This window comes from Delftia acidovorans NBRC 14950 (assembly GCF_001598795.1).
Classification (GTDB): Bacteria; Pseudomonadota; Gammaproteobacteria; order Burkholderiales; family Burkholderiaceae_C; genus Comamonas; species Comamonas acidovorans.
Genome location: NZ_BCZP01000006.1, coordinates 104132 through 129709, shown reverse-complemented (window position 1 = coordinate 129709; position 25578 = coordinate 104132). Strand labels below are relative to the sequence as shown.

20 protein-coding genes are annotated in these 25578 nt (G+C 51.0%); 16 read left to right on the top strand and 4 right to left on the bottom strand.

Translation table 11 applies throughout. The features are described 5' to 3' along the window. Nucleotides 1–27: 27 nt before the first annotated feature. Complete coding sequence (locus DA1_RS09615; RefSeq protein WP_034397029.1) at nucleotides 28–852, bottom strand: cysteine hydrolase family protein; 825 nt, start codon at nucleotides 850–852, stop codon at nucleotides 28–30. A 321-nt stretch (nucleotides 853–1173) separates the two neighbouring features. Here DA1_RS09615 and DA1_RS09610 point away from each other — a divergent pair, with 321 nt between their 5' ends. From DA1_RS09610 to DA1_RS29550, 16 genes are all read left to right on the top strand, one after another. Further along, nucleotides 1174–1542 (top strand): DUF2304 domain-containing protein, encoded by a 369-nt coding sequence (locus DA1_RS09610; RefSeq protein WP_034397028.1) that lies wholly within the window; start codon nucleotides 1174–1176, stop codon nucleotides 1540–1542. Next, the gene (locus tag DA1_RS09605; protein WP_034397027.1) at nucleotides 1539–3005 is read left to right on the top strand and encodes a mannose-1-phosphate guanylyltransferase/mannose-6-phosphate isomerase; all 1467 of its coding nucleotides are present in this window, start codon (nucleotides 1539–1541) and stop codon (nucleotides 3003–3005) included. The genes DA1_RS09610 and DA1_RS09605 overlap by 4 nt, the downstream gene beginning before the upstream one ends. 2 nt (nucleotides 3006–3007) lie before the next feature. Continuing rightward, entirely contained in the window at nucleotides 3008–3811 is an 804-nt protein-coding gene (locus tag DA1_RS09600) for an ABC transporter permease (protein WP_034397026.1), read from the top strand. Beyond that, nucleotides 3811–5115 carry an ABC transporter ATP-binding protein gene (locus DA1_RS29565; protein WP_080736969.1) on the top strand — a complete coding sequence of 435 codons (1305 nt, stop codon included), beginning with the start codon at nucleotides 3811–3813 and terminating at the stop codon, nucleotides 5113–5115. The genes DA1_RS09600 and DA1_RS29565 overlap by 1 nt, the downstream gene beginning before the upstream one ends. Continuing rightward, nucleotides 5112–7334, top strand: a complete 2223-nt coding sequence (locus DA1_RS29560) for a methyltransferase domain-containing protein (protein ID WP_080736968.1) — start codon at nucleotides 5112–5114, stop codon at nucleotides 7332–7334. The genes DA1_RS29565 and DA1_RS29560 overlap by 4 nt, the downstream gene beginning before the upstream one ends. Then, on the top strand, nucleotides 7331–11065 hold the full coding sequence (locus DA1_RS09590) for a glycosyltransferase (RefSeq protein WP_230590939.1): 3735 nt from the start codon (nucleotides 7331–7333) through the stop codon (nucleotides 11063–11065). The genes DA1_RS29560 and DA1_RS09590 overlap by 4 nt, the downstream gene beginning before the upstream one ends. Further along, nucleotides 11062–12291 carry a glycosyltransferase family protein gene (locus tag DA1_RS30325; RefSeq protein ID WP_155294328.1) on the top strand — a complete coding sequence of 410 codons (1230 nt, stop codon included), beginning with the start codon at nucleotides 11062–11064 and terminating at the stop codon, nucleotides 12289–12291. Before DA1_RS09590 ends, DA1_RS30325 begins: the two co-directional genes overlap by 4 nt. Beyond that, the gene (locus DA1_RS30320; protein WP_155294327.1) at nucleotides 12288–12791 is read left to right on the top strand and encodes a hypothetical protein; all 504 of its coding nucleotides are present in this window, start codon (nucleotides 12288–12290) and stop codon (nucleotides 12789–12791) included. The genes DA1_RS30325 and DA1_RS30320 overlap by 4 nt, the downstream gene beginning before the upstream one ends. A 367-nt stretch (nucleotides 12792–13158) precedes the next feature. After that, complete coding sequence (locus DA1_RS09585) at nucleotides 13159–13842, top strand: WbqC family protein (protein WP_051940983.1); 684 nt, start codon at nucleotides 13159–13161, stop codon at nucleotides 13840–13842. Next, complete coding sequence (locus tag DA1_RS09580) at nucleotides 13842–14777, top strand: glycosyltransferase family 2 protein (RefSeq protein WP_034397025.1); 936 nt, start codon at nucleotides 13842–13844, stop codon at nucleotides 14775–14777. The genes DA1_RS09585 and DA1_RS09580 overlap by 1 nt, the downstream gene beginning before the upstream one ends. Further along, nucleotides 14770–15345 carry an acyltransferase gene (locus DA1_RS09575; protein WP_062794113.1) on the top strand — a complete coding sequence of 192 codons (576 nt, stop codon included), beginning with the start codon at nucleotides 14770–14772 and terminating at the stop codon, nucleotides 15343–15345. The genes DA1_RS09580 and DA1_RS09575 overlap by 8 nt, the downstream gene beginning before the upstream one ends. 22 nt (nucleotides 15346–15367) lie before the next feature. Beyond that, nucleotides 15368–15745: a DMT family transporter gene (locus tag DA1_RS09570; RefSeq protein WP_034397024.1), complete on the top strand. Its 378-nt coding sequence runs from the start codon at nucleotides 15368–15370 to the stop codon at nucleotides 15743–15745. A 110-nt stretch (nucleotides 15746–15855) separates the two neighbouring features. Beyond that, complete coding sequence (rffA, locus tag DA1_RS29555; protein ID WP_080736967.1) at nucleotides 15856–17001, top strand: dTDP-4-amino-4,6-dideoxygalactose transaminase; 1146 nt, start codon at nucleotides 15856–15858, stop codon at nucleotides 16999–17001. A gap of 133 nt (nucleotides 17002–17134) precedes the next feature. After that, a complete protein-coding gene (gmd, locus tag DA1_RS09565) occupies nucleotides 17135–18169 on the top strand; it encodes a GDP-mannose 4,6-dehydratase (RefSeq protein ID WP_034398960.1) in 1035 nt (344 codons plus the stop codon). Between the two features lie 19 nt (nucleotides 18170–18188). Beyond that, entirely contained in the window at nucleotides 18189–19094 is a 906-nt protein-coding gene (locus DA1_RS09560) for an NAD-dependent epimerase/dehydratase family protein (RefSeq protein ID WP_034397023.1), read from the top strand. A gap of 19 nt (nucleotides 19095–19113) precedes the next feature. After that, nucleotides 19114–20262: a glycosyltransferase family 4 protein gene (locus tag DA1_RS29550; protein WP_080736966.1), complete on the top strand. Its 1149-nt coding sequence runs from the start codon at nucleotides 19114–19116 to the stop codon at nucleotides 20260–20262. Here DA1_RS29550 and DA1_RS09550 read toward each other — a convergent pair. The 3 genes from DA1_RS09550 to metK form a co-directional block, all read right to left on the bottom strand. Beyond that, nucleotides 20259–22061: a glycosyltransferase gene (locus tag DA1_RS09550; protein WP_230590938.1), complete on the bottom strand. Its 1803-nt coding sequence runs from the start codon at nucleotides 22059–22061 to the stop codon at nucleotides 20259–20261. The two genes, DA1_RS29550 and DA1_RS09550, sit on opposite strands and share 4 nt — an antisense overlap. Nucleotides 22062–22126: 65 nt before the next feature. Then, nucleotides 22127–24136 carry a tetratricopeptide repeat protein gene (locus DA1_RS09545; protein ID WP_034397021.1) on the bottom strand — a complete coding sequence of 670 codons (2010 nt, stop codon included), beginning with the start codon at nucleotides 24134–24136 and terminating at the stop codon, nucleotides 22127–22129. Between the two features lie 234 nt (nucleotides 24137–24370). Next, a complete protein-coding gene (metK, locus tag DA1_RS09540) occupies nucleotides 24371–25552 on the bottom strand; it encodes a methionine adenosyltransferase (protein WP_034397020.1) in 1182 nt (393 codons plus the stop codon). Nucleotides 25553–25578: the final 26 nt, after the last annotated feature.

Below are 25578 nucleotides of genomic sequence, written 5' to 3'. Positions count from 1 at the left end.
GGGCTGCGCGGGAAGGCGGTCCGGCCCCTACAGGTAGAGTTCTTGGCTGGAGGCCAGCCGCAATCCGCGGGCCTGCATCGCTGCCAGGAAATCATGGTGCGCGGACTCGAAGCCCGGCACCGGGCTCATGGCGTCGTGCATCAGCACGATGCGCTCAGGATGGGGAAGGTGCTCGACCAGATGCTCGACCGTGGAGCGCACGCAGTGACTGCTCGCCTCGCCCGCGACCACCAGTATGTCTGCCTGCCCCAGCCGCTCCAGCAAGGCCGTATTCAGCAAGGTCGCCGGATCGGCCGGGTCGGGGACCTCGGCCAGCAGCGCGCTGTAATGCTCGGTCCAGGGATTGAGCCCCTTGAAAACGTTGTACAAGGCGCGCTGGCGCTGCTGCTGCCAGTCGCCGCAGGCCGCCAGCACATCGGCATGGATACCGTGGCCCCAGCTGCCCACTTCGCAGTGCACGGGCCAGACCATCAGCGTGTAGCGGCTGTTGGCTTCGAGTGCATCCAGATAGTCCAGGCTGCGCTGCAATGCCTCGGCGTTGCGCGGCCGGAACACCCCCGCCCGCACCTGCGCCGCCGTGATCGCGGTGAACGGCGCCACATCGCCGCCGTCACCGTGTTGCCAGAAAGCCGGATGGGCGATGTCGTAGCGCTGGTGCGAGTCCAGCGTCACCGTGATGGCGTCCACCTTCGCCCCCTCGCGCCGTATCCAACCGCCCAGCCGCTGCATGTCGGCATGTGCGCCCGCCACGGGAAGGCTGGGACGTTGCCCGCCGGGGCGCCAGTCCTCAGGCAGATCGCAGAAGTCGTTCTGAGGGTCGATGACCAGGAGCTGAGTGGTGGCAGATGGCATATATATGAGGGTGCACGCAAGCAACAGTGCGTGGCAGGTGCATCAGGTCAATGCTTCAGTGTAGTGCTGCAGGAACCTCGTCTGTCACCAAGGCTTGATCCTGCCGCTTCTGCAGGGGCTGTGAAATACGGCGCCACATCCCTGTCAAGGCCAGGGCGAAACGAGAGGGGGAAGCGACTTCGGAACATGATGCGGAACCTACAATGGGAGGTTTTACGTATTCCCTGGGTGGTTTGGACCGTTTCATACGGCAATAGCGCTGGTTTCGGGCGTGCCCTGCATCAACCGAATGCGTTCATTCGGTAGCTTTTGATTATCAATATGGCTTCCCTTCAGGTAACAACGACTTTCATGGGCATAGGGTTGGCCGCGCTGATCCTGTACCTGATTCGGCGCGACCACCTCTATCTCATGCACGGCCTGTTCTGGGTGGTCGTTGCCGTGGCTGCCGTCGTGCTGGGCGTCTGGCCCGGGATGATCAACCGCCTGGCAGCGGTGCTGGGCATCAGCTATCCACCGGCCATGCTGCTGCTGCTGGCCAGCATCGTCCTGCTCATCAAGGCCTTGCATGCCGACATGGTCAACACCCGCATCGAGCGCGATGTGCGGCGGCTGAACCAGCGGTTGGCAATGCTGGAGGCCGATGCTGAAAATCTTCGTCACGCTTCTTCTGACTCCTCGTCCTCATGACCTCTCCTCTGCTTCCCGTTATTTTGTGTGGGGGCTCCGGCACCCGGTTGTGGCCGCTCTCGCGTGAAACCTATCCAAAGCAGTTCCTGGCACTTAGCGGGGACGGGGTATCCATGCTGCAAGACACAGCGAAGCGATTGGATGGTGTGGCCTCCCATATCCCGAAGGTCCCTCCTATCGTGATCTGCAATGGCGAGCATCGCTTTCTGGCTGCTCAACAGTTGCATGAAGCAGGTATCGAAGGAGCCAGGCTGGTGCTGGAGCCTGTGGGCCGCAATACGGCTCCTGCGTTGACGCTTGCCGCCCTTGTGGCAGAGCCGCACGCGGTAATGCTCGCAATGCCCGCTGATCATGTGATGAACAATCTGACCCAGTTGCATGAAGCTGTGCAGACAGCCTGGCAACTGGCCAAGGACGGGGCCATGGTGACCTTCGGCATCGTGGCCAATCGCCCGGAAACAGGTTACGGCTACATCCAGAAGGCTCAGGCGATTGAAGGCCACGCAGCCTTTGCCATCAAGAGCTTTGCTGAGAAGCCCAGCCTGGAGGTGGCACAAACCTACCTTGAAAGCGGCAACTACCTGTGGAACAGCGGACTGTTCATGGTCCGCGCGGACCAGTGGCTGAAGGCCATGGCCGCACTGCAGCCTCAGATGCTGCAGGCCTGCCAGGCTGCCATCGAAAAAAGCAGCCAGGATCTGGACTTCATCCGTCCCCACAGCGAAATCTTCGCCAGTTGCCCCGCCGACTCGATCGACTATGCGGTCATGGAGCACTTGCCTAGCAATCAGGACCTGGGAATTCCCGCTCGCGTGGTGCCCTTGGATGCCGGATGGTCCGACCTTGGCGCCTGGGATGCCCTGTGGGACGTGCTGCCACGAGATGCCCATGGCAACGCCCACGCTGGCCAGACGTTGGCGATCGATACGCAGAACAGCCTGCTGTTCTCCGAAACCTGCCTCGTGGCCACGGTAGGAGTCGACAACATTGTGGTGGTTGAAACGGCGGATGCGATCTTGGTCGCGGACAAGCGCCGTACACAGGATGTCAAGAAGATCGTGGCCGAGTTGAAGGCGCAAAAGCGCAAGCTGGCCTCCTCGCACCGCAAGGTACACCGTCCCTGGGGCTGGTACGACAGCATCGACAGCGGCGAGCGCTTTCAGGTCAAGCGCATTGTGGTCAACCCGGGTGCGCAGCTCAGCTTGCAGATGCACCATCACCGGGCTGAGCACTGGGTGGTGGTCAAAGGTACGGCCGAAGTCACCAATGGCGACAAGACCTTCCTGCTGGCGGAAAACGAGTCCACCTTCATCCCCCTGGGGCACACGCATCGCCTGGCCAATCCCGGCAAGGTTCCTCTCGAGATCATCGAAGTCCAGTCGGGCAGTTATCTGGGGGAAGACGATATTGTTCGATTCGAGGATACCTATGGCCGTGTAGCGACCGCATTGGAGAGCAATTGAGCATGCCAGGTCTTGCCATGCTACGTGCCCTATGGGCGTATCGCGGCTTTGTATGGAGCAGCGTCATGCGGGAATTTCATGGGAAATACCGCGAATCGCTGCTGGGAGCATTCTGGTCAGTGGCCAATCCACTGACCATGATCATCATCTATACCGTGGTGTTTGGTCAGCTCATGCGTCCAACGCTTCCCGGGCATGAGCAGATGCCCTTTGCTTTCAGTATTTATCTCTGTGCAGGTGTTACGACTTGGGGACTGTTCTCGGAAATGCTGATGCGCTTGAATAGCGTATTTTTGGAACATGGAAATTTGATAAAAAAGTCAAATTTCCCCCGCATCTGCCTCCCTGTCATCGTTACCATTTCGTCGCTGATTAATTTTGGTATCGTTTTCTTTCTATACCTGGTATTTCTTGCAATCATTGGTCATTGGCCTGGATGGTCTCTTCTCGCATTGATTCCCTTGCTTGCCTTGCAGCTTCTCTTCACGTTGGGATTGGGTGTGCTTCTGGGGACTCTTAACGTGTTCTTCAGGGATGTAGGGCAGCTTACGGGAGTGGTTCTTCAGTTTTGGTTCTGGTTGACACCTATTGTTTACACATTGCCAGCCCTTCCGCAGCAGGTGCGCGATGCAATGCGCTTCAATCCCATGCATCCTCTGATTGCTGCTTATCAGCAAATATTTCTAGACAAAACCACTCCGGATTTCGGCTCTTTGCTTCCCTTGTGTGGACTGACCATGATCTTTATCTTCATGGGCGCGAAGTTCTTTCTGAATCGGGTTGGTGAACTGGTGGATGAACTCTAATGAATACCCTTGTTATATCTGGGGTCAGCAAAGCTTACAAGCGATACAAGGGGAAATGGTCTCGGATACGTGAATGGCTGACCGGCATGTCTGGACATGAAAAGACTTGGGTTCTACGAGACATTGATATCGTCGTAAAACAAGGCGAGTCTGTTGGCATCGTTGGAGTGAATGGTGCCGGCAAGAGCACCCTGCTGAAAATTATCACGGGGACGACGCAGCCAACCAGCGGCAGTGTTGAAGTCAATGGACGAGTGGCTGCATTGCTTGAGCTGGGCATGGGATTCCATCCGGACTTCACGGGGCGCCAAAACGTCTACATGGCTGGCCAGTTGCTGGGGTTGCGTTCTGAGGAAATTGCGGAATGCATGCCAGAGATTGAAGCCTTTGCTGAAATCGGAGATTACATAGAGCGTCCTGTTCGCACCTACTCCAGTGGCATGCAAATGCGCCTTGCGTTCAGCGTCGCCACGGCAGTCAGACCGGATTTGCTGATCGTTGATGAAGCTCTGTCCGTGGGAGATGCATATTTTCAAGCAAAGTGCTATCAGCGGATTGCGGAATACAAAGAGCAGGGAATGACTCTATTGCTGGTATCGCACAGCCCAGGAGACTTGGTGAAGCATTGCGATAGGGCGATTCTGCTTAAGGACGGAAGAGTAAAGAAGGATGGCACTGCACGCTCCGTGACCAATGAATACCTGGATGAGCTTTTTGGAAGAAATAAAGGAGCGGGCAAGGACTCTTCCATAAAAGATCGCACCAGACGACAGGAAATCGCCCTTGGTAATGTCGATTCATTTCATACAAGATCGGGGTACCACCCAAATGAACATCGATGGGGCAATGGCGGAGCCGCCATTATTGACTATACCTTCATCTCTCAAGAGAGAAGTTATCCTTCCAGGATCGAGAGCAATGAAGTCGTTGATTTTTTCTTTAAAGTACGGTTCGACGAGGCGTTTGAAAGTATTGTTCCTGGACTTCTGATAAAGACTTTGGAAGGAATATTTGTCTATGGAACGAATTCGCTTATAGCGAGCCGTGAAAGTAACGAGATTTCCGTAGATGCTGGTGAAGCAAAGATTTTTAAATTCTCACTACCCCTGAGCCTTAATGAAGGTTACTATTTGGTTTCGTTCGGAGTTTCGTGTGGAAATCCATTGCAGGATTTGACTCCGCTCGATCGGCGGTATGATTCAGTAATGATTCACGTAGGGCGAGATTCCCCACTTTCGGGGATCGTAGACTTGAGAGCTTCGTTCGGCTGTATTGATTCTCAAAATGAGATTGTCGCATCATGATTGAGTCTCTTGTATCTCAGTTGCCAGAAATATATCAGCCAATCTACGGTTACCCCGCTTTGTCAAGCAAGGTTTCTCGCCCATGTTTTGATAGACTGGAGAAAATTTCTGATATCTATATTGCCTTGCGAAGCTTGCTCGGCCGTCAGGTAAGAGTTCTGGATCTTGGTTGCGCCCAGGGGTTTTTTAGCTTGAAGCTTGCAGAATGGGGCGCCATTGTACACGGCATTGATTATTTGGATAAAAACATAGAAGTATGCCAGGCGTTGGCACAGGAAAATCCAGAACTCAGTGCTACTTTTGAGCAAGGTCGTATTGAGGAAGTCATTGATCGAATTGAGTCCGATCAATATGATATGGTACTGGGACTTAGTGTATTCCATCACATAGTCCAAGAGAAGGGGCAGAGCTTTGTCAAAAATATGATTGATAAAGCTGCGGTTCATGTGGGTGTTTTGGTGGTTGAGTTGGCATTGCGCGAAGAGCCGCTGTATTGGGCTGCTGCTCAACCAGAGAATCCTCGGTGGTTGCTTGAGTCCGTTGCATTCGTGCACGAGATAGCAAGGCACGAAACACATCTTGCTGCGATACCTAGACCTTTGTTTGTCGCTAGCAATAGATTCTGGCTACTTATGGATTCCGCCGAGGAATTCAGCAAATGGTCGGAAGATCCGCATCATCTTGCAGTGGGGGCACATAAGAAAAGCAGGCGATACTTTTGGGGGCAGAGGTACATCCTAAAGCAGCTGCAATTTAACCATGAATTTGGCGAGCGTAATAAAGCGGAGTATTTGAAGGAAATCCGAATTAAGGAGTTGCTGCCAAATGTGTCAAAGCTAGTTAAATATGGCTGCTCAGAGGATGAAGGATGGTTGATTTCGGAAAAAATACCTGGGCGCTTACTCCTTGACCTGATTAGGGATGGTGCCAAATTCGATAATCGTTCGGTGATCCTTGGAGTGCTTTCTCAACTTGCATCATTGGAACGAGATGGTTTTTATCATGATGACGTTCGAACATGGAATGTCATTGTTGAGAAAAATGGATTTGCTCATTTGATCGACTGTGGTTCAATATCGGAAAAACCAGAAGATTGCGTATGGCCTAGAAACATATTCTTTGCCTTCATCATATTCGTATATGAGGTCAGCAAAGGAATCGTTGAGCATCCGGATCCTCTTCGCTCGATGGCAATCAGTCCTTATGGATTGCCAGAGCCTTATAAAACCTGGATAAAATCGTTTTGGAATCGTCCCATGGCGGAGTGGTCGTTTGGGAAAATGCATGATAGTCTGAATAAAATGCCATTGCATGGCTACAGGGAAGCTCCTTTAGAAACTGCCGAAGAATTGTGGGCAAGAGCGATCGAGGAAGCGATTGAGAAACAAAAAGTGTTTGCCAGCTACATCCGCGATAAGAATAGAAAAGAAATAGATGATTTGAACTTGATGACATCAAGGGCAATGCAGGCTCACTCAGTGGAAATAAACCTCTTGAAGACGTCATTTGAGAAGCTCGAACAAAGCTTGTCGCGTCACATAGAAGAGGTCGCAATTGCAGAAAAGCAATTGGAGTTCTCCAACGCGAATTATTTTCGCGCCGAGAATAAAATATCAGAGCTGGAGCATCAGCTCGCGAGAGAGCGTGAAATATCGTTTCAGAATACAAATCAGGTTTCCCATGGGGCTGAAGTTGCGATATGCCACACTTCATCGGAAAAAGATGTTTACGAGCGCGAAAAAAAAATACATGAACTAACGCAAAATTCGCATCATTGGTGGTTACGGGCCTGTGAGTTGGAAAAAGAGCGTAATGCGTTGCTGAACAGCTGGTCTTGGAAGTTGACGTCTCCCTTGAGAAAGGTGGCCAAGTTCCTAATAGCACCGGGAAGTAGCTTGCGTAGTTCAATCAACTACTTATTGTTTCATTCCATTGAAATACTATCTAAGCCAATAGCATACGCGATGCCTTTTATTTTGAGGCGGCCATGGGTGGTTAACAGAGTGAACAAGTGGCTTTTTAAATATCCGCCACTATACCGCCAACTAGTAGATGTGGCTCGGCGTGGTGGTGTGCTTCCCGGGGCTGGTACTTATAGTCCGCCAAAAGTGATGGCTATTGCTAGCGCCAATGGAGACGATGAAAATATGTCATCTCGTGCCCATGGAATATATCTAGAGCTAAAAGCAGCGGTAGAAAAGAAGAAGAGGGGGAAATGATGCGTATTGTTATTGATCTGCAAGGTTCACAAGCGGAGAACAAGGATAGAGGTATTGGGCGGCTGTCTTTGTCTCTTGCAAAAGCGATAGCTATAAATCGCGGGAATTATGAAGTCCTGATTGCTTTAAATGGCGAATTTCCAGTATCCATTGATGCGATACGGGAGGAATTTGATTCCATTCTGCCCCAGAAAAATATTAGAGTTTGGAGTCCATTAAACATACCATCTGCAGATGGCGATCGTCCTCAGATACATTCAGAACTGCTGAGAGAATTTTTCTTGGCTAGTCTGAAGCCAGATGTTGTTTTGGTCCTTAGTCTCTTCGAGGGATTTTCAGATCGTGCGATAACAAGTATTGGAAGAGTTCCTGCGTCTTATAAGACAGTGGTTTTTTTGCACGACTTAATTCCACTTATATATGCGGATCATTATCTGGCAAATCCCTCAATGAGGGCTTGGTATCTGGGGAAAATAGATGATTTAAAACGTGCAGATTATCTAATATGCAACTCCAATTCAACAAAATCTGAGGCGATTGAGCTTGCTGGTTTTTCATCGGCGGACGTCGTCACCGTCTGGGCGGGGATTGATTCAGAGTTCAGAAAAAAAAATATAGATGAGGAAACAGAAAGGAACGTAAGAGAAAGATATGGGTTGTCCAAACCGTTCATCATGTATGGCGGTGGGATCGATTATCGGAAAAATATTGAAGGTCTGATCCGAGCCTATGCTCGGCTACCTCTTCAGACTCGCAAAGACCATCAGCTTGCCATCGTTTGCTCTATTCGAGATGTTGACCGTTGGCGTCTTGTCGAGTTGGCAAAAGAGCATGGCATCGATGAGAAGGATTTGATCCTAACGGGCTTTGTCTCGGATGAGGATTTGCTTGCACTCTACAATTTATGCAAGATATTCGTATTTCCATCCTGGCACGAAGGATTCGGTTTGCCCGCATTGGAGGCCATGGCTTGTGGCCGTGCTGTTATTGGATCTAACTGCTCAAGTTTGCCAGAGGTGATTGGGCGATCTGATGCATTGTTTGATCCTAAAAATGATGAATCCATTGCCAAAAAAATACAGCATGTGCTTTCGAATTCAGAGTTCAAGACATCACTTGAGTTACATGGCGTAGAGCAATCGAAAATCTTCAGTTGGGAAAGAAGTGCAAAGCTAACCATTTCTGCAATCGAAGGTTGGCTCGGAGGTGAAGAAGGGCAGAAGAAGAAAATTCCATTCAAGAAGCCATTGCTTGCGTATATATCACCTTTGCCCCCCGAGCGTAGTGGAATTTCTGACTATAGCGCCGAATTGTTGCCAGAGCTGGCTCGATACTACGAGATTGAAGTAATTGTCGTGCAAGATTCAATTGCCGATGAATGGATAGTAGGTAACTGCAGGAAACGCAGTGTTCAATGGTTTATGGATCATTCTGATAATTACGAGCGGGTAATTTATCATTTTGGTAATTCTCATTACCATGAGCACATGTTTGGCTTGTTGCGGATGATTCCTGGTGTCGTTGTTCTGCACGATTTCTTCCTGTCTGGAATAGTTGCGCATATGGAGCACATTGGAGTCTCCCCTGGGATCTGGACGAAATCTCTGTATTCAAGTCACGGATATAATGCAATATCTCGGAGAATACATGCAGAAGATACGTCCGATGCCATTTGGGAATATCCATGCAACTACTCCGTCTTGGATCTTGCCCAGGGAATCATTGTTCACTCTGAATTTTCACGTGAGTTGGCTAGGCATTGGTACGGAAAAAATTCGGGGGACCACTGGAAAATTATTCCCTTGCTGCGCTCTCAACGAACGCTAGATGTAAATAGTCGCCTTTCCGCTAGAAAAGCTCTCGGATTGAGCGGAAGAAGTTGCATAGTTTGCAGCTTTGGGTTACTAGGTAGGACCAAGCTCAATCATCGGCTACTTAATGCGTGGCTTCAATCGTCTTTGGCAAACGACCCGAGTTACACACTAATATTTGTCGGAGAAAATGACAATGGCGAGTACGGTGCATCTCTAGAAAGATTGATTGCTGAGAGTGGGCTGGGTGATCGTATCAAGATTACAGGTTGGCTGAATTCTGGAGAATTCCAAAAATATCTGGAAGCTGCGGATATCGGTGTTCAGCTCCGCACTTTATCTCGAGGAGAAACGTCCGCTGCTGTACTTGATTGCATGAATTATGGGTTGGCTACCATTGTCAATGCTAATGGTAGCATGGGCGATCTACCTGATGATGGGGTCTTCAAGTTGAAAGATGAATTTGAAGACTCGCAGCTAGTTGAAGCATTAATGATGCTTTGTAAGGATGAATCTTATCGCCGTGACTTAGGGACTCGTGCGCGGGAAATCGTCAAAACGCAGCATGATCCGGCTAGCTGTGCTGCTAGTTATTTCGAGGCAATAGAGGACTTTCAGTCGGAGAGGCTCACTTCCATCAAGTCACTAATAGATAGAATGGCATCTATAGCTAATCCAATCTTGGATGACACGAGTTTAAGGAATATAGCTTCATCGATCGATGCCTCGATCGTTCCAAGAATATACCAGACACAAATACTGGTAGATATTTCTGAGTTGATTCAGCGTGACTCACGTAGCGGTATTCAGAGAGTGGTGCGCTCAATTCTTCAGGAGTGGCTGAAGCTTCCTCTTCCTGGATATAGAGTCGAGCCAGTATATGCGTCTGAAAATGGTCTTGGTTACCGGTATGCTCGTAATTTCACACTGGAATTTTTGAATTGTCCTCGCTCAATGCTTGAGGATGAACCGCTCAGCTATCGAGCCGGGGACTATTTCTTGGGACTTGATTTGCAGCCGGTCATTGTGCCAAAGCAACGAGAATATTTCCAAATGATGCGCAGAGCTGGCGTAAATGTCAAGTTCGTCGTATACGATTTATTGTTGCTTCAGTTTCCCCATTGCTTTATCCCCGATGGAGATAAGTTGCTTCAAAGCTGGCTGGAAGTTGTCAATGAGTGCGATGGCGCTATATGTATCTCTAAATCCGTGGCCAACGATCTGGAATCTTGGCGTATAGAGAATAAAATTTCCAGTGGGCGGCCGTTCGAGATCGAATGGTCCCATCTTGGGGCAGATGTGGAGAGTTCCATTCCTACATATGGATTGCCTTCGGACTCTGAAGGAATACTCCAGAAACTGAAATCTCAGCCCAGCTTTTTGATGGTCGGAACGCTAGAGCCTCGTAAAGGCCATGAACAGGTATTATCGGCGTTTGAAAAACTGTGGGAAAACGGAGAAGAACTCAGCCTGGTGCTTGTTGGTAAACAAGGATGGTTGGTGGATAAATTAGTTGAAAGAATTGTCAGTCATAGAGAGTATGGCAAGCATTTATTCTGGCTGAATGGGATCAGCGATGAGTATTTGGGACATGTCTACAAGTCTTGTTCCTGCCTTATTGCTGCTTCTTACGGTGAAGGATTTGGCTTACCCTTGATTGAGGCTGCAATTAATCAACTGCCGATCATGGCTCGAGATATTACGGTGTTTAGAGAGGTGGCTGGTCAGAATGCTTACTATTTTGACGCAAGAAATCCAGTAGAACTTGCAGATCATATTTTAAGTTGGCTGTCTTATTTCAAACAGAAGAAGCACCCTTTGTCGAGCAATATGTCTTGGATGACATGGAAGGAGTGCTCAGAAAAAATGCTTGGTATTCTCCTTCGAAGTGATAACGAGCAGAATCGAGCTTCACTATGAAAAGCTCTCCTGATAAGAGAGGCGATGGCTATTATGAATTGCTGGCTGTAGTTCTATGCCTTCCCATTTTTTACTTTTCTATATTGTGGATTAGCACGGGCCTGATGCCTTTTAAATGGGATGGTGGCTGGTACAGAGGAATTGCAGAACTTGGGTATCAATTTGATGGGAACATTGATAAGCAAAGCAATTTGGCTTTTTTACCTGGATATCCGATTCTTATTTCACTTTTGAAAAAAACTTTGGGATTGAGTTATGTTGCTTCCCAGTTTTTGGCATCTGCGCTTGCATTTTTAGCGGGTGGTATATTTCTGTTTAGATATCTAGTGGAAAGAATAGGTCCCCGGTGCTCATTGATGGCGGTTTTGCTTCTGGGATTCAATCCTTATGCTATCTATTATTTCAATGGATATTCGGAGGCGCTATTTTTTCCAATTTTGGCTGCATTTGTTTATTTTATTGGGAAAGAAAAGTTTTTGATAGCGTCCACTATCTTGTCACTGGGATTGATTACCAGGCCTCACGCAATCCTCCTCATTCCTTTGCTTTGTGCCGCAATATATATGTCTGAGCGCGTAGACGATACAGAAAAGGAATGGGGCTCTACAGCTTTGCGCTCTATCGTACGGCTGATTAATCTATTTCCCGTGGTATTGATAGCGCCGATGTTATTAACTTTATTTTACTATATAAAGTTTGGAGATTCTCTGGTCTATGTGAATGCTATTTCGGCTTGGAGTATACATAACAATAACTTGAGCGGCTTCCAATTTTTGAGTCATATTGTTTCCTCTGCATCTAATTTGATATCGACACCGGACTCCATTCTTGGGATTAAATTTTGGATTGACCCAATTAGATTGGGTCCATTGGTTTTTTTGTTAAATGTAATCCTCTTGGGTTTGAGTTTTCATATTTTCCTTAAAAAGGGAATGTGGCAGATATTTTGCTTTTATCTACTTATGACGGTATTTGGTCTGATTACAGGATCTGTTTTTAATTTTGGTCGACATACCGTATTTTTGAATCCTTATATAATTGTTTTCCCAATTATTCTGGGCGAATTTGTCAATTGGATTATTGGTTGTGAGAAAAGCTCTAGATCCGTATATAGAAGGTTCGTCGCAATGCTTGGTGCATTTCTTATGCTAATGATATTTTTCGCTGGGCTGTATCTTTTTACTATATATGGGATAGCTCAATTGAACGGCGTTTGGATATCATGAGATTGTTTTTTTCGTTAGGACTTGTTCTCATCTGGATTGTCCTTGTTCTTTTTGGCAGAAAAACGCAGGATGATTATTTTCTGAGCATGACAACACCTCTTCAGTCCGAGGAGTCTGTAGACTGGCGGAATGAAGATAAGAGAATAAAATTCCATGGATTCTCTGGCACAGAAGAAGGATATCGATGGTCAGAAAAGCGGGATCCGAAAATTTGCTTTGTGTATCCAAAAGTCAACAACACAACTCAGCACGCAGAAGTTTCGCTTGTTGTAACTCTGATTGATGGATTGGTGAATCAACCTATTTCTCTGAAAAATGGCACGCAATCCGTAGACAGGATCTGTGAGAAGGCCGCATGTACCTTGGCTATGCCCGTGAGTATTGGGCAGGGAAATAAACGGATACTTTGTGCTCAAATTAATCTGCCTGTAACAGCGAGTGTTCCGGGTGATTCTAGAGATTTAGGATTTAGATTTCACAAGATTTACTATACTCAATGAAGGATTATTCTAACTGGAAGATTGTCCTAAATTTGGTGGGGGATGGTTGAGTAATTTGATGTACTGCCTGCGTTAGTCATGGTCATTTCATTAGTGCAGTGACAATGACATAGAATTAGTGGCTGATATTAGAATATTTGAAGAAAAAAGTTTTACAATTAGTACGAAAGAGAAAGAGACGCGCTAGGAAATATGATGAGCTCAGATACATCTGTTTGTTAAACGCTCCCCGGTTTCACGCATGAATAAGATGTATTTTGACAATTGTCGAAGCGTCATAACACGTGTCGAAATGTCCTGGGCTTGCAGAAACTCTGCTTAATATTATCGAAGAATAAAAAAATGATTGGTATAGGATTCTTGTAGAATGAAAAAAATTGCTATTCTCCAATCCAACTATATCCCTTGGAAGGGATATTTCGATTTAATCGATTCGGTTGATGAGTTTGTGTTTTACGACCAAGTCCAGTACACCAAGAATGACTGGAGGAATAGAAACAAGATTAAAACCCCTCAGGGACTGAGTTGGTTGACTGTACCCGTAGGCATTCATCTGGATCGTCGCATATGTGATGTCACGATAGATGATGCTTGGCAAAAAAAGCACTGGAAAACATTGTCATCGAACTATCGTCGTGCGAAGAATTTTGACGTTATCGCAGAATTCTTGGAGCCTCTGTATCTCGATTCAAAATATGAGAATCTGTCCCAGATGAATCAAAAATTCATTCGTGAGATTTGTGATTTTATTGGAATTGGTACAAAGTTGTCAGACTCTTCTCAGTATGAATTGGTAGGCGATCGGGTAGAGCGGCTTGCTAATATATGCATTCAGGCCTCCGGCAGTGAATATGTTTCCGGCCCGTCTGCGAAGAGCTATATTGAAGAATCTATTTTTCAAGACCACAAATTAGACCTTACGTGGTTCAGCTACGGAGAATATCCCGAGTATCCTCAGCTATGGGGTGATTTTCAGCATCAGGTCTCGATATTGGATCTATTGTTCAATTGCGGCAAAGATTCTGCCAAATATATTAGAAGGCTTGGCTGATGAAAATATCAGTTGTAACAACATTGTATAAATCATCGGGGTGGATTAATGAGTTCTATGAAAGAGCTCTGGCCGCGGTGAGAAATATTGCAGGAGATGACTACGAGATTATCATGATAAATGATGGATCTCCTGACAATGTATTGGATGTGGTTCTGGAAATAGCAAAGGAAAATCCACGCGTGACAGTCGTGGATCTTTCTAGAAATTTCGGACACCATAAAGCCATCATGGCCGGGCTGCAGCAATCCAGGGGAGATGATGTCTTTTTGATCGACTGTGATCTAGAAGAGGCTCCAGAATTGCTGTTGGAATTTGACCGCGAAAAACGCCATTTGGGTATGGATGTCGTGTATGGAGTTCAGGCAGAGAGAAAAGGCGGATTTGTTGAGAAAGTCGGCGGCGCCATTTTCTATGCAGGGTTTAACCGTTTGTCTGGTATCGAGCTCCCTCGCAATATTTTGACTGCCCGGTTAATGAGCAGAGATTATGTGAATGCACTGATTTTGCATGAAGAAAAGGACTTGTTCCTTGGTGGAGTCATGCAGATTACCGGGTTTCGCCAGAAGGCACTGTCCGTAACAAAGAAATCCCGTGGAGAGACATCGTACACCTTGGGTCGAAGACTGTCATTACTGATTAGTGCAATAACCTCATTCTCTGCAAAACCACTCCATTTCATTTTTTTCATCGGGGTCGGGATATTTTTTGTATCAATGATTTGCGCATTGATTGTTTTTTTGGAATCGGTGTTTGTCGGAAACTACCTGACGGGGTGGACATCTCTGATTCTGTCGATATGGATTCTCGGTGGATTGACATTGGCTTCCATTGGTGTGGTCGGCATCTACATCGCGAAAGTGTTTGTTGAGGTGAAGGCACGGCCTAATTCAATAATCAGAGAGATTTTTAATTTCGGAGATGACCATGAGTAATGATCTGTCTAGATATCTCAGTCGCTCTGAGGTATTGGCTATGGGATTCTTGTCCGTCGGGGATAATGTAAAAATTGCCAGGACTGCCAGGATATACGATGCAAAATATACCTCGATCAAGAATCGGGTGATTATTGATGATTTTTGCGTGATTTCTGGGGCTATTGAGTTTGGTAACAATGTCCATCTGGCGCATTCGAGCCTTGTGATTGGTGGTCGGGAAGGAGTGAACTTCGGAGATTTTTCCGGGCTGGCATTTGGTGCTTGCATATTCTGCCAATCGGATGATTACACGGGTGCGCATTTGACGAATCCAACAGTTTCGATGGAATATAGGAAAATAGCCCGAGGTAGGGTGTCGCTTGGCAGACATGTGATTGTCGGGACTAGGTCGGTCATTTTCCCTGGAGTTAATTTGTCTGAAGGATGTGCTGTTGGTGCGATGTCTGTGGTAACCAAGTCTACTGAAGAATGGTCGATATATATCGGTAATCCTGCGAAGCGAATCAAGGCCCGCAGCCGGGATTTGCTTGAGAAGGAAGACGCATATATTTCATCCCTAAAATGAATTTGAATATTCAACGATACTGATGAATAAATCCCTGCTAAATCATTTGTATATTCTCCTGATGCTGGTATTTACGGTATACAGCCAATTGGTGATGCGCTGGCAGGTGACGGCGGCAGGAGAGTTGCCCGACTCATTGAAGGGGAAGTTTTTATTTATATTCAATCTTCTGATAAACCCCTGGGTAATTTCAGGTATGCTGGCCACTTTTATGGCAGGCGTTTCCTGGATGATGGCAATGACGAAATTTGAGTTGAGCTATGCTTATCCGTTCGTCGCATTGAACTATGTTCTGATTCTTTTTATGGGATTTGTTCTTTTTCATGAGGCAATCACTCTTTCAAAAATTCTGGGAAGCCTGCTAATTGTTGCTGGTGTGTTGGTGCTTTCGCGTGGCTAGCATTTTGAGTTGCGGGAAAGCCATGTAGAATCTAAATAGACAAGGGATCTGCGAATTTTGAAGATAAGGGAGTTTTTCCCTTGTATGCATTAGATTACGGAGCGTGGTAAATGAATATTCCATTTAATAAGCCATACATGACTGGCAAAGAGCTTTGGTATATTGCTCAGGCACATTCAAACGGCCATTTGGCCGGTGATGGATTTTTTACAAAATCGTGCTCTCGTTGGCTGGAATCTAGTATCGGCTGTAAAAAGGCGCTTCTAACACATTCCTGCACGGCTGCCTTGGAAATGGCTGCCCTGCTGGCAAATTTAGGACCGGGCGATGAGGTGATCATGCCATCCTATACATTTGTTTCCACGGCAAATGCTTTTGTGTTAAGAGGAGCAGTTCCCGTTTTTGTCGATATAAGGCCGGATACCCTGAACATTGATGAAAACCTCATCGAGGCAGCTATTACACCTCGAACCAAGGCCATCATTCCAGTCCATTACGCAGGAGTCGCTTGTGAGATGGATACCATCATGGAGATTGCCAAGCGCCATGACTTGATAGTCATCGAGGATGCGGCTCAAGGTATCATGTCCAAATATAAAGGACGTCCTCTTGGTTCCATAGGCCATCTGGGTTGCCTCAGTTTTCACGAAACAAAGAATATTATCTCAGGGGAAGGCGGTGCCTTGCTCATCAATGATCCTGAGCTTGTGCAGCGCGCAGAAATAATTCGCGAAAAAGGAACCAACCGTAGTCAGTTCTTTCGTGGACAGGTTGATAAATACACCTGGTGTGACCTCGGTTCAAGTTTCTTGCCCGGTGAATTGATAGCTGCGTTTCTATGGGCTCAGATGGAGGCGGGGGAAGATATCAACAGCCGTAGAATTGCGTTGTGGAATAGATATAATTCAGCCTTCGAGGTTTTTGAGAGAAATGGAAGATTGAGACGGCCGGTTGTGCCCGATATGTGTATACATAACGCGCACATGTATTATGTCCTGCTTCCCAGTCTTGATAAAAGAGCAGCTTTCATAAGCTATTTGAAATCGCAGGGTATTGGTTCGGTTTTTCACTATGTTCCTCTCCACTCAGCGCCGGCTGCAAGAGATTTCAGCCGCTATCACGGAGATATGGATATAACTGATCAGTATTCAGATAGATTGGTAAGGCTGCCTCTTTGGGTCGGACTTGAGGCTGAAATTGATGAGGTGATCGGCAAGGTGTCGGATGCGATTGCACATATTGATGATAATTTCTGAAAACAAGGGTGATTGATTTTTTGGATGGAATCTTGGAAATATATTCGCCTTTTGATGCTGGCAGGGTGAAGTTGTATTTCAGTTCCTTTCTAAATGATGATCATTGCTTGTTTTGCTAATAAAGGAGGGTTTTATGAAAATTGGAATTATTACGGGAATTACTGGACAAGATGGTGCCTATCTCGCACAGTTGCTGCTTGAAAAAGGTTATAAGGTATTTGGGACTTATCGGCGTACCAGTTCAGTTAATTTCTGGCGTATCGAAGAATTGGGTATAATCAATCACCCCAACCTGCACTTGGTTGAGTATGATCTGACAGACTTGTCATCCAGTATTCGCTTGTTACAGGCATCCGAGGCTACTGAGGTATATAACCTGGCTGCCCAGAGTTTTGTCGGGGTCTCCTTCGAGCAGCCAGTCACCACGGCAGAGATCACTGGAATTGGTGCAGTGAATCTTTTGGAGGCCATACGCATCGTCAATCCAAAGATTCGCTACTACCAAGCCAGCACCTCCGAGATGTTCGGCAAGGTTCAGGCCATACCTCAATGTGAATCCACGCCATTTTACCCGCGCAGCCCCTATGGGATTGCCAAGCTATATGCGCATTGGATGACGGTGAATTACCGTGAAAGCTACGGAATTTTTGGTGCCAGCGGAATTCTGTTCAATCATGAAAGCCCGCTGCGTGGCCGCGAGTTCGTCACCAGGAAAATTACCGACTGCGTGGCCAAGATCAAGCTGGGCAAGCTTGACGTCCTGGAACTGGGCAATCTGGATGCCAAGCGCGACTGGGGGTTCGCCAAGGAGTACGTGGAAGGCATGTGGCGCATGCTTCAGGTCGATGAACCCGACACTTTCGTGCTTGCCACGAACCGCACTGAGACCGTGCGCGACTTTGTGCGCATGGCCTTCAAGGGTGTGGGTATCACTCTCGACTTCCAAGGGCAAGCGGAAAATGAAGTTGCCTTGGATGTCGCAACGGGGAAGACCGTGATGCGTGTCAACCCCAAGTTCTATCGTCCTGCGGAAGTGGAGCTTTTGATCGGTGATCCTGCCAAGGCCAAGGCGAAGCTTGGTTGGGCACCGAACACTACGCTGGAGGAGCTGTGCCTGATGATGGTGGAGGCCGATTTGCGTCGCAATCAGGCCGGTTTTTCCTTCTGACGGACCCCGTGGGTAACTTATGAATCAACGGCAAAACGGTGCAAAAAAGCGAGCCCTGGTGACCGGCGCGGCCGGTTTTACCGGACGCTACCTTACGCAAGAGCTTGAGCAGCATGGCTGGGAGGTCTGGGGGCTGGGCCACACGCAACAGCCAGATCTGGCCAACTATCGGGTTGCCGATCTCGAGGATTACACCCAGTTGCAAGAGGCCGTGCAGGCCATTGCGCCGCAAGCCGTGTTTCACCTAGCGGCCATCGCTTTTGTTGGCCATGGCTCTCCGACAGATTTCTACCGAGTCAATGTGGGTGGGTCCCGAAACCTGCTTCAAGCGCTTGCCAGCCAGGAGCAAGTCCCGGAGAGCGTGTTGATTGCCAGCAGTGCCAATGTTTATGGCAATTCTGCGCAAGGCCAATTGACCGAGGCTACTCCCATGTGTCCGGCGAATGACTATGCCGTAAGCAAGTCTGCGATGGAAATGATGGCCAGGATATGGATGGATAAGCTGCCCATCACAATAGCCAGGCCCTTTAATTACACGGGAGTCGGGCAGTCCAGGGATTTCCTGATTCCCAAGATCGTGGACCATTTCCGCCGTCGGGCAACACAGATCGAACTGGGGAATCTCCAGGTTTGGCGCGATTTCTCCGATGTTCGCGACGTGGTACGTGCCTATCGAATGTTGGCTGAAAGCAATTTAGCCAACCATGTGGTCAACGTGGGTTCACAAAAACTCTTTTCGCTGCAGGATATTTTGGATCAATGCATTCGGATCACTGGCCATGGATTGCAAGTTCGTGTGAATCCTGCCTTCGTGCGGGCGAACGAGGTAAAAACCCTGTGCGCGGATACCAGCTTGCTGGAAAGCCTGATCGGCACTAGGTCACTGAGGCCTTTGGATGAGACGCTGCAATGGATGCTTGCATGACTTCATGTGAAAGCAGTTGATGACCTTGGATGTGATTTTGGCAACCGATATCCTCAATCCCCCTCTGACGGGGATTGGGCGATACAGCTATGAGTTGGCCAAGCGCTTGGCTGTGAATTCTCGTATCAGGCGGCTGCGGTATTTTTCGATGGGGCGCTGGGTGAGTGATCCTTTTTCTGGTCTGGAGCACCCCGCTCAGGAAAGGATGACATTGCGCGGCCGCCTGGTGTCTAATCGGTTGGCCGTCCGTGCCTATCAGGCTATAACGCCCACCTTGTACGGATGGCGCCTACGTGGCAACAAGCATGCCGTGTACCACTCTCCCAACTACGTCGTTCCTCCATTCGATGGTGCGGCAGTCAGCACCGTGCATGATCTCTCGCATGTGCTGCATCCGCAGTTTCATCCTCCAGCGCGGATCGATTTCCTGAATCTTGCCTTCGGCGCCAGCATGCGGCGTACGGACCATGTCATTACCGATTCGGAAGCCGTCCGTCAGGAGTTTCTCGAACGTTATGACTGGGCTCCTGAAAACGTGACGGCGATCGGTCTGGGCGTCGATTCTGCGTACCACCCCAGATCAAGGGAGGATGTGGAGCATGTGCTCTCGCAGTGGAAGCTGCGATATCACGGATATTCGCTCTATGTGGGCACGATCGAGCCCAGGAAGAACCTGGGGCGTCTGCTGAAGGCCTATGGCAGTTTGCCGCTGGAGCTAAGGCACAACTTTCCCCTGGTCGTAGCTGGCTCGAAAGGCTGGAGTTCGGAAGATATACATCAGCAGATGGTCATCGCTCAGGACGAAGGGTGGATGCACTATCTGCGCTTTGTGGACCAAGCTCAGCTCCCCTTGCTGTATGCCGGAGCGCTATTGTTTGCCTATCCATCGTTGTATGAAGGATTTGGCCTGCCCTTGGTTGAGGCGATGGCCAGCGGAGTGCCGGTTCTGACCTCCAACACGTCTTGCATGCCGGAAATTACGGCAGGAGCAGCCCGTCTGGCCGATCCGATGCAGGTGGAAGATATCGCGTATCAGCTAAGGGCTTGCCTGAGCGATACCCAGTGGCAGGATTCAGCACGGGCCAAGGGGCTGGTTCGGGCCGCACAGTTTTCCTGGGATCAGTGCACGGAGCAGACTGTGGGCGTGTACACGCGAGTACGCCGCTAAATCGAGGGAGGGCAAGCCGAGCCGCTTCGGGTCTTGCCATGGGCAATGCTCAACAGCGAAGACACGGCCACGTAGCGGACCGCGTTGCCCCATGACCGGAAGATCTTCGATCTGTTGACCTTTGCCGTATGCAAAGGCAGTGCCACCTCCGCAATGCGCAGACCCTGGCGGCGCATCAGCAGCAACGTCCCGATATCCTGATAGTCGAGCATGGTCGCTTCGGTGGAGCTCGCAACCTCCAGCGCCTGCCGGTTGTACAGCCTGAATCCAGAAACGAAATCCCGCAGGCCAAAACCTGTCAACCAGCGGAACCATTGCCACGCAATGCGGCGCACCAGGCTGTTGCGCTCGGCGAAGTAGGCTACGACCATGTCCGCCTGCTGGCGTTGTGCCAGCAGCGTGGGCAGCTCCTCCACCTCATAGCGACCTTCAGCGTCGATGGTGACGACGGTCTGGAACCCATGGGTCTGCGCGTAGCGCAGGCCGGTCTGCAGGCTGCCCCAATTGGTCATTGCCAGCAAGGGGCGCAGTACCCTGGCGCCGCATTGCTCGGCTTCATGGCAGGTGGCATCTGTGCTGCGGTTGTCCACGACGAGGACGCTGGCCTCGACCAATGCATGCACGCGACGTATCAGGTGCGCAATCTCGGCTTCGTTGTTGCGCGTGGAAATGACAACCAGCAAGTCCTGGCGTGCTCTTGCCGGGCGGGTGTCGGGGGCCAGGCTGCGGTAGTGGCGCGCCACGCTTCGTTCACAGGGGCCGATGCTGAAAAACCGATGCAAGGCCTTGTAGCCCGATTGGCCCAGCCGCTGCCTGAGGGCCGTGTCGTGCTGCAGGCGAGCAATGCTGCTGCGCCAGGCATCAATGTCTTCAAACGGTACATGCAGGCCGGCGTGCGAGTGGGCGACTACCCAGGGCATGCCCGAACCGGGGAGGTCGGTTACCAGGCAGGGCTTACCGTGCAGCATGGCCTCCAGCAATACGATGCCGAAAGCTTCCGTACGTTCGCGCGAGGCAAGACAGAAGATGTCGCACTCTGCAAACAAGGCATGTTTTTCCTCGTCCGACACCGAGCCCACCAGTCGCACACTGGCCTGTCTGCCCTCAGGAGTGCATTGGCGTATCAGCTCTTCCAGGGATGCTCGCAGCTCGCCTTCTCCCGCGATCAGCAACTCCACGCCTGGCATGGCCGAGACGGCTCGGATCAAGGTCTCGAAGCCTTTGTAGTAGGTCAGCCGCCCGATGGACAACAGGCGCAGCCGGGTGTCGGGGCGCCAGCCTTGGCTGTGCTGCAGCGATGCTGGTGCAGGAATGGTTTCGAGGTTCAGGCCCAGCGGAACGATCTCGCATTTGCTGCGCCAGGTACGCAGGGCATTGCTGGCCTCAAGATAGGGTGGCGACGTTGCGAATACCTGTTGGGCGCGTTCCAGCAAGGCCTGCTCGAACGGCCGGTACAGCATGTAGGCCAATGCCACGGACCACTTGATGTTGGACACCACCACATCGGAGTGCCAGTGGATGACCCAGGGCACGCGCCGCGCGATGGGCAGGGTCAGTGCCCAAAGCGCCGAGTTGTTGGGCAGATGCAGGTGCAGTACGTCGGGCTGAATGCGTTCGATGGCGCGGCCCAGTGCGCGCCGGAATCCCATGGCCATGGGGGCATAGACAAGGTTGAACTGCACGGGCACGCGCTCCAGCCACGGTGGATCGTCCGGCTCCGGATCACCATGGACCAGGGCATGGGCATCGACACCCTGGCGTCGTTGCTCGTGTATCAGGTCGGCCAGAAAGACTTCCATGCCGCCTCGGTAGGGGGGGAAGAATTTGCCGACGTGAAGTATGCGCAGGGCCATTGCAGAGGGCCTTACTTCGCTGGCTGGGGTTTGGCCGCCGACTGTTGGCTCAACTGGTTACGGATTTGCCTATATTGCGGATTTTGAGGCTCCCGCCGAATGGCCTGGTCCAAGTATTTCAGGGCTTCAGTCAGATTTCCTTGGCCGTGATAGGCCATGGCAAGACCGTACAGCGCAGGTGCGCTAGGGTCGCGGGCTACCAGCGGTTTGAGTAATTCCTTGGCTTGGGCACTTTCGCCCTTGCCAATCAAGGCCAGACCCATCCCGACAATCAATCGAGGGGCGCTAGGCGAGGTTTTCAGCAGAATTTGAAAGTCATCAAGGGCTACCTGATATTGCTGAGCCCCGATGGCTGTTTCTGCACGCTTGAGGCGAAGGGTTTGCTCCATCTGCTTGGCGCTGGCAGTATCTTCCGCAGGCGCTGAGAGTGCTTTGGTGTATTCCTGGAGTGCTTCGCGAGGTTGGCCCAGGGCCAAAAGCGCCTCGGCTTTTTGGTAATGCAGAGCTTGGCCGTTGAAGCCCTTTGATTGTGCTGCCCAGAAGGCATTCAGGGCTTCGGAGAATTTCTTCTGCTGAGAAAGCACAGCACCCATGTTGAACAGCGCATTGCCTCCCAGGTCTCCAAGTGCGTTGGCCGTGGCGAAGTCCTGCAGCGCCTGGTCGAGCATGCCCTTGTCTGCGTGTGCTGTTCCTACGTTCAGGAAGGCACGGCCACGTCCCACGGCATTGGCGGGGGCTTTTTTGTCGATTTTTTCAGCGGCATCGGCCCAGGATGTGCCTACATCCTGAAGAGAGAGCACGCGTTCGAAAGCGAGGGCTCCGAACACCACGCCGATGACGATGCCGACGATGTAGATGGTGCGTGGTTTGACCCCCGTCAGCGCAATGGCCGCCAATCCCGGGATGGCCACAGCCCACAGATAGCTGCGATACAGAACGAAGGGGTCCTGCAGCCAGACCGTGGCGAATTCGGTCGCGTACCAGAGCAGGGGAAACAGGAGGCAGAGCGCGACCAGGCCAATGACACCGGGACGCCTGAGCACGGCCCAGATCGAGCAGGACAGCAGGGCCAGGTAACCGAGCGCGCCGGCTAGGTGCCAGATCGAGCCGAAGCCGAGAGGAAATGCCGGTCGCAGATCGATGGACATCCAGCCCGCATAGGGAACGATCCACAGAAAGCCATAGGCAAAGAAAAGGGCTGCCTCGTTGAGGATGCTCAGGGGATAGATCCGAGAGGTGATGCCGGGTTGAAGGGCTTCCAATTGCCTTGCATAGCCCTGGGATTGCTCATCGAAAATCTGGCCCACCAGACTGCCGAAGAAATGAAAGACTGCCGCCGAGGCAACGGCCAGCAGCAGCAAGGCCATTCCCACAATGACCATGGCAGCCTTCAGGCCGGGGCGCCGCACAAAGATATAGAGCGGCACCACCATGGCGACTGTCAGAAAAGCATGCTCCTTGGACAGTACGGCAAGCACATAGCAGATGAATGCCGCGACATGCCACAGGGCGCGCCCGCTCTGAAGCCCGCGCACAAAGGCCCAGCATGCCAGCACCGCGAACAGCGTTGCCATGACGATGGAGCGCTGCACCAGGTATCCAACGGCGTAGACCGCGACGGGGTTCAGTGCAAAAAGGATCAGGCCCAACTGCAGGGCTGCATCGCGCGATGCGAGGAAATGGGGCTGCTCTTCGATGTCATGCGGAAAGCGCGTCTGCGTCAGCAGGGCCTTGAACAGTGCATACAAAGCCGCTACGGTTGCGAGATGCAAGGCGATATTGAAGACGCGCTGCTTCCACCAGCCGGCTCCAAAGAGCTGTTCGATCCAGACGAAGCTGCCATACGACAGCGTGCGCTGTTTGAAATCCAGCAGGCTGCCGTAGTTGCCGAAGATCGTTCCATCCGTCAGGCGCATATCGTCGAACAACAGCCCGTTGTTCAGGCCGGGCAGGTAAACGCCCAATATGGCCAGCAAAAGAAGGGCACTGAACCAGTAGATCGCTTTGGGGGAGGCAGCCATTGCTTCTTGTCTTGTCTCGGATGTGGCGGAGCTTGGATGGGTTGGCCTTGCAAATGGCCTCTCATGGGAAAAGCGCAGGCAGTTTAACAGCCGTGAAACCCGGTTACTGCGCCTGCTGCGTCAAGTGATGTGAGTGTTGTGAGAAGGCCCGCGATGAAAAAAGCCCCATGTCGCGGCAGGCACGGCATGGGGCCGGGAGGCCATCAGGTGGGGCAAGCGCCCCTGGCATTTTGCTTACAGGCCGGCTGCAGCGCGCAACACGGCTGCCTTGTCCGTCCGCTCCCAGGAGAACTCGGGCTCTTCACGGCCGAAGTGGCCGTAGGCGGCGGTCTTGCTGTAGATGGGGCGCAGCAGGTCCAGCATCTGGATGATGCCCTTGGGGCGCAGGTCAAAGTGGGCGGCCACCAGCTTGGCGATCTCGGCGTCGGGGATGACGCCCGTGCCTTCGGTGTAGACCGTGATGTTCATCGGGCGAGCCACGCCGATGGCGTAGGCCACCTGGATCTGGCACTGGCGCGCCAGGCCGGCGGCCACGATGTTCTTGGCCACGTAGCGCGCAGCGTAGGCGGCGCTGCGGTCCACCTTGGTCGGGTCCTTGCCGCTGAAGGCGCCGCCACCATGGGGGCAGGCACCGCCGTAGGTGTCGACGATGATCTTGCGGCCGGTCAGGCCGCAATCGCCCTGGGGGCCGCCGACAACGAAGCGGCCCGTGGGGTTGATCAGGTACTTGGTGTCCTGCAGCCACTCGGAGGGCAGCACGGGCTTGATGATTTCCTCGATGATGGCTTCGGTGAAGCTGGCCTTCATCTTGGTGGCGGTTTCCGACTGGTCGGGGCTGTGCTGGGTGGACAGCACCACGGTGTCGATGCTGTGGGGCTTGCCGTCCACGTAGCGCATGGTCACCTGGCTCTTGGCGTCGGGGCGCAGGAAGGGCAGGCGGCCGTCCTTGCGCAGTTGGGCCTGGCGCTCGACGAGGCGGTGCGCGTAGTAGATGGGCGCGGGCATCAGCTCGGGCGTCTCGTCGCAGGCGTAGCCGAACATCAGGCCCTGGTCGCCGGCGCCGGTGTTGAGCTCGTCATCGCTGGCCTTGTCCACGCCCTGGGCGATGTCCTGGCTTTGCTTGTCGTAGGCCACGAGCACGGCGCAGCCCTTGTAATCGATGCCGTAGTCGGTGTTGTCGTAGCCGATGCGCTTGATGGTGTCGCGTGCGACCTGGATGTAGTCGACGTTTGCGCCGGTGGTGATCTCACCTGCCAAAACCACCAGGCCCGTGTTGGTCAGCGTCTCAGCCGCCACGCGACTGTACGGGTCTTGGGCGAAAATGGCGTCCAGGATCGCGTCAGAGATCTGGTCAGCCACCTTGTCCGGATGGCCTTCAGAGACGGATTCCGAGGTGAAAAGAAAGTCGTTCGCCATATGAATAAACTCCTTGGTTGCAGCTT

Excerpts from the sequence above, each read along its gene's own strand:
- DA1_RS09615 (WP_034397029.1), bottom strand. The coding sequence starts at position 852 with ATGCCATCTGCCACCACTCAGCTCCTGGTCATCGACCCTCAGAACGAC.
- DA1_RS09610 (WP_034397028.1), top strand. The coding sequence starts at position 1,174 with ATGGCTTCCCTTCAGGTAACAACGACTTTCATGGGCATAGGGTTGGCC.
- DA1_RS09605 (WP_034397027.1), top strand. The coding sequence starts at position 1,539 with ATGACCTCTCCTCTGCTTCCCGTTATTTTGTGTGGGGGCTCCGGCACC.
- DA1_RS09600 (WP_034397026.1), top strand. The coding sequence starts at position 3,008 with ATGCCAGGTCTTGCCATGCTACGTGCCCTATGGGCGTATCGCGGCTTT.
- DA1_RS29565 (WP_080736969.1), top strand. The coding sequence starts at position 3,811 with ATGAATACCCTTGTTATATCTGGGGTCAGCAAAGCTTACAAGCGATAC.
- DA1_RS29560 (WP_080736968.1), top strand. The coding sequence starts at position 5,112 with ATGATTGAGTCTCTTGTATCTCAGTTGCCAGAAATATATCAGCCAATC.
- DA1_RS09590 (WP_230590939.1), top strand. The coding sequence starts at position 7,331 with ATGATGCGTATTGTTATTGATCTGCAAGGTTCACAAGCGGAGAACAAG.
- DA1_RS30325 (WP_155294328.1), top strand. The coding sequence starts at position 11,062 with ATGAAAAGCTCTCCTGATAAGAGAGGCGATGGCTATTATGAATTGCTG.
- DA1_RS30320 (WP_155294327.1), top strand. The coding sequence starts at position 12,288 with ATGAGATTGTTTTTTTCGTTAGGACTTGTTCTCATCTGGATTGTCCTT.
- DA1_RS09585 (WP_051940983.1), top strand. The coding sequence starts at position 13,159 with ATGAAAAAAATTGCTATTCTCCAATCCAACTATATCCCTTGGAAGGGA.
- DA1_RS09580 (WP_034397025.1), top strand. The coding sequence starts at position 13,842 with ATGAAAATATCAGTTGTAACAACATTGTATAAATCATCGGGGTGGATT.
- DA1_RS09575 (WP_062794113.1), top strand. The coding sequence starts at position 14,770 with ATGAGTAATGATCTGTCTAGATATCTCAGTCGCTCTGAGGTATTGGCT.
- DA1_RS09570 (WP_034397024.1), top strand. The coding sequence starts at position 15,368 with ATGAATAAATCCCTGCTAAATCATTTGTATATTCTCCTGATGCTGGTA.
- rffA (WP_080736967.1), top strand. The coding sequence starts at position 15,856 with ATGAATATTCCATTTAATAAGCCATACATGACTGGCAAAGAGCTTTGG.
- gmd (WP_034398960.1), top strand. The coding sequence starts at position 17,135 with ATGAAAATTGGAATTATTACGGGAATTACTGGACAAGATGGTGCCTAT.
- DA1_RS09560 (WP_034397023.1), top strand. The coding sequence starts at position 18,189 with ATGAATCAACGGCAAAACGGTGCAAAAAAGCGAGCCCTGGTGACCGGC.
- DA1_RS29550 (WP_080736966.1), top strand. The coding sequence starts at position 19,114 with ATGACCTTGGATGTGATTTTGGCAACCGATATCCTCAATCCCCCTCTG.
- DA1_RS09550 (WP_230590938.1), bottom strand. The coding sequence starts at position 22,061 with ATGGAAGTCTTTCTGGCCGACCTGATACACGAGCAACGACGCCAGGGT.
- DA1_RS09545 (WP_034397021.1), bottom strand. The coding sequence starts at position 24,136 with ATGGCTGCCTCCCCCAAAGCGATCTACTGGTTCAGTGCCCTTCTTTTG.
- metK (WP_034397020.1), bottom strand. The coding sequence starts at position 25,552 with ATGGCGAACGACTTTCTTTTCACCTCGGAATCCGTCTCTGAAGGCCAT.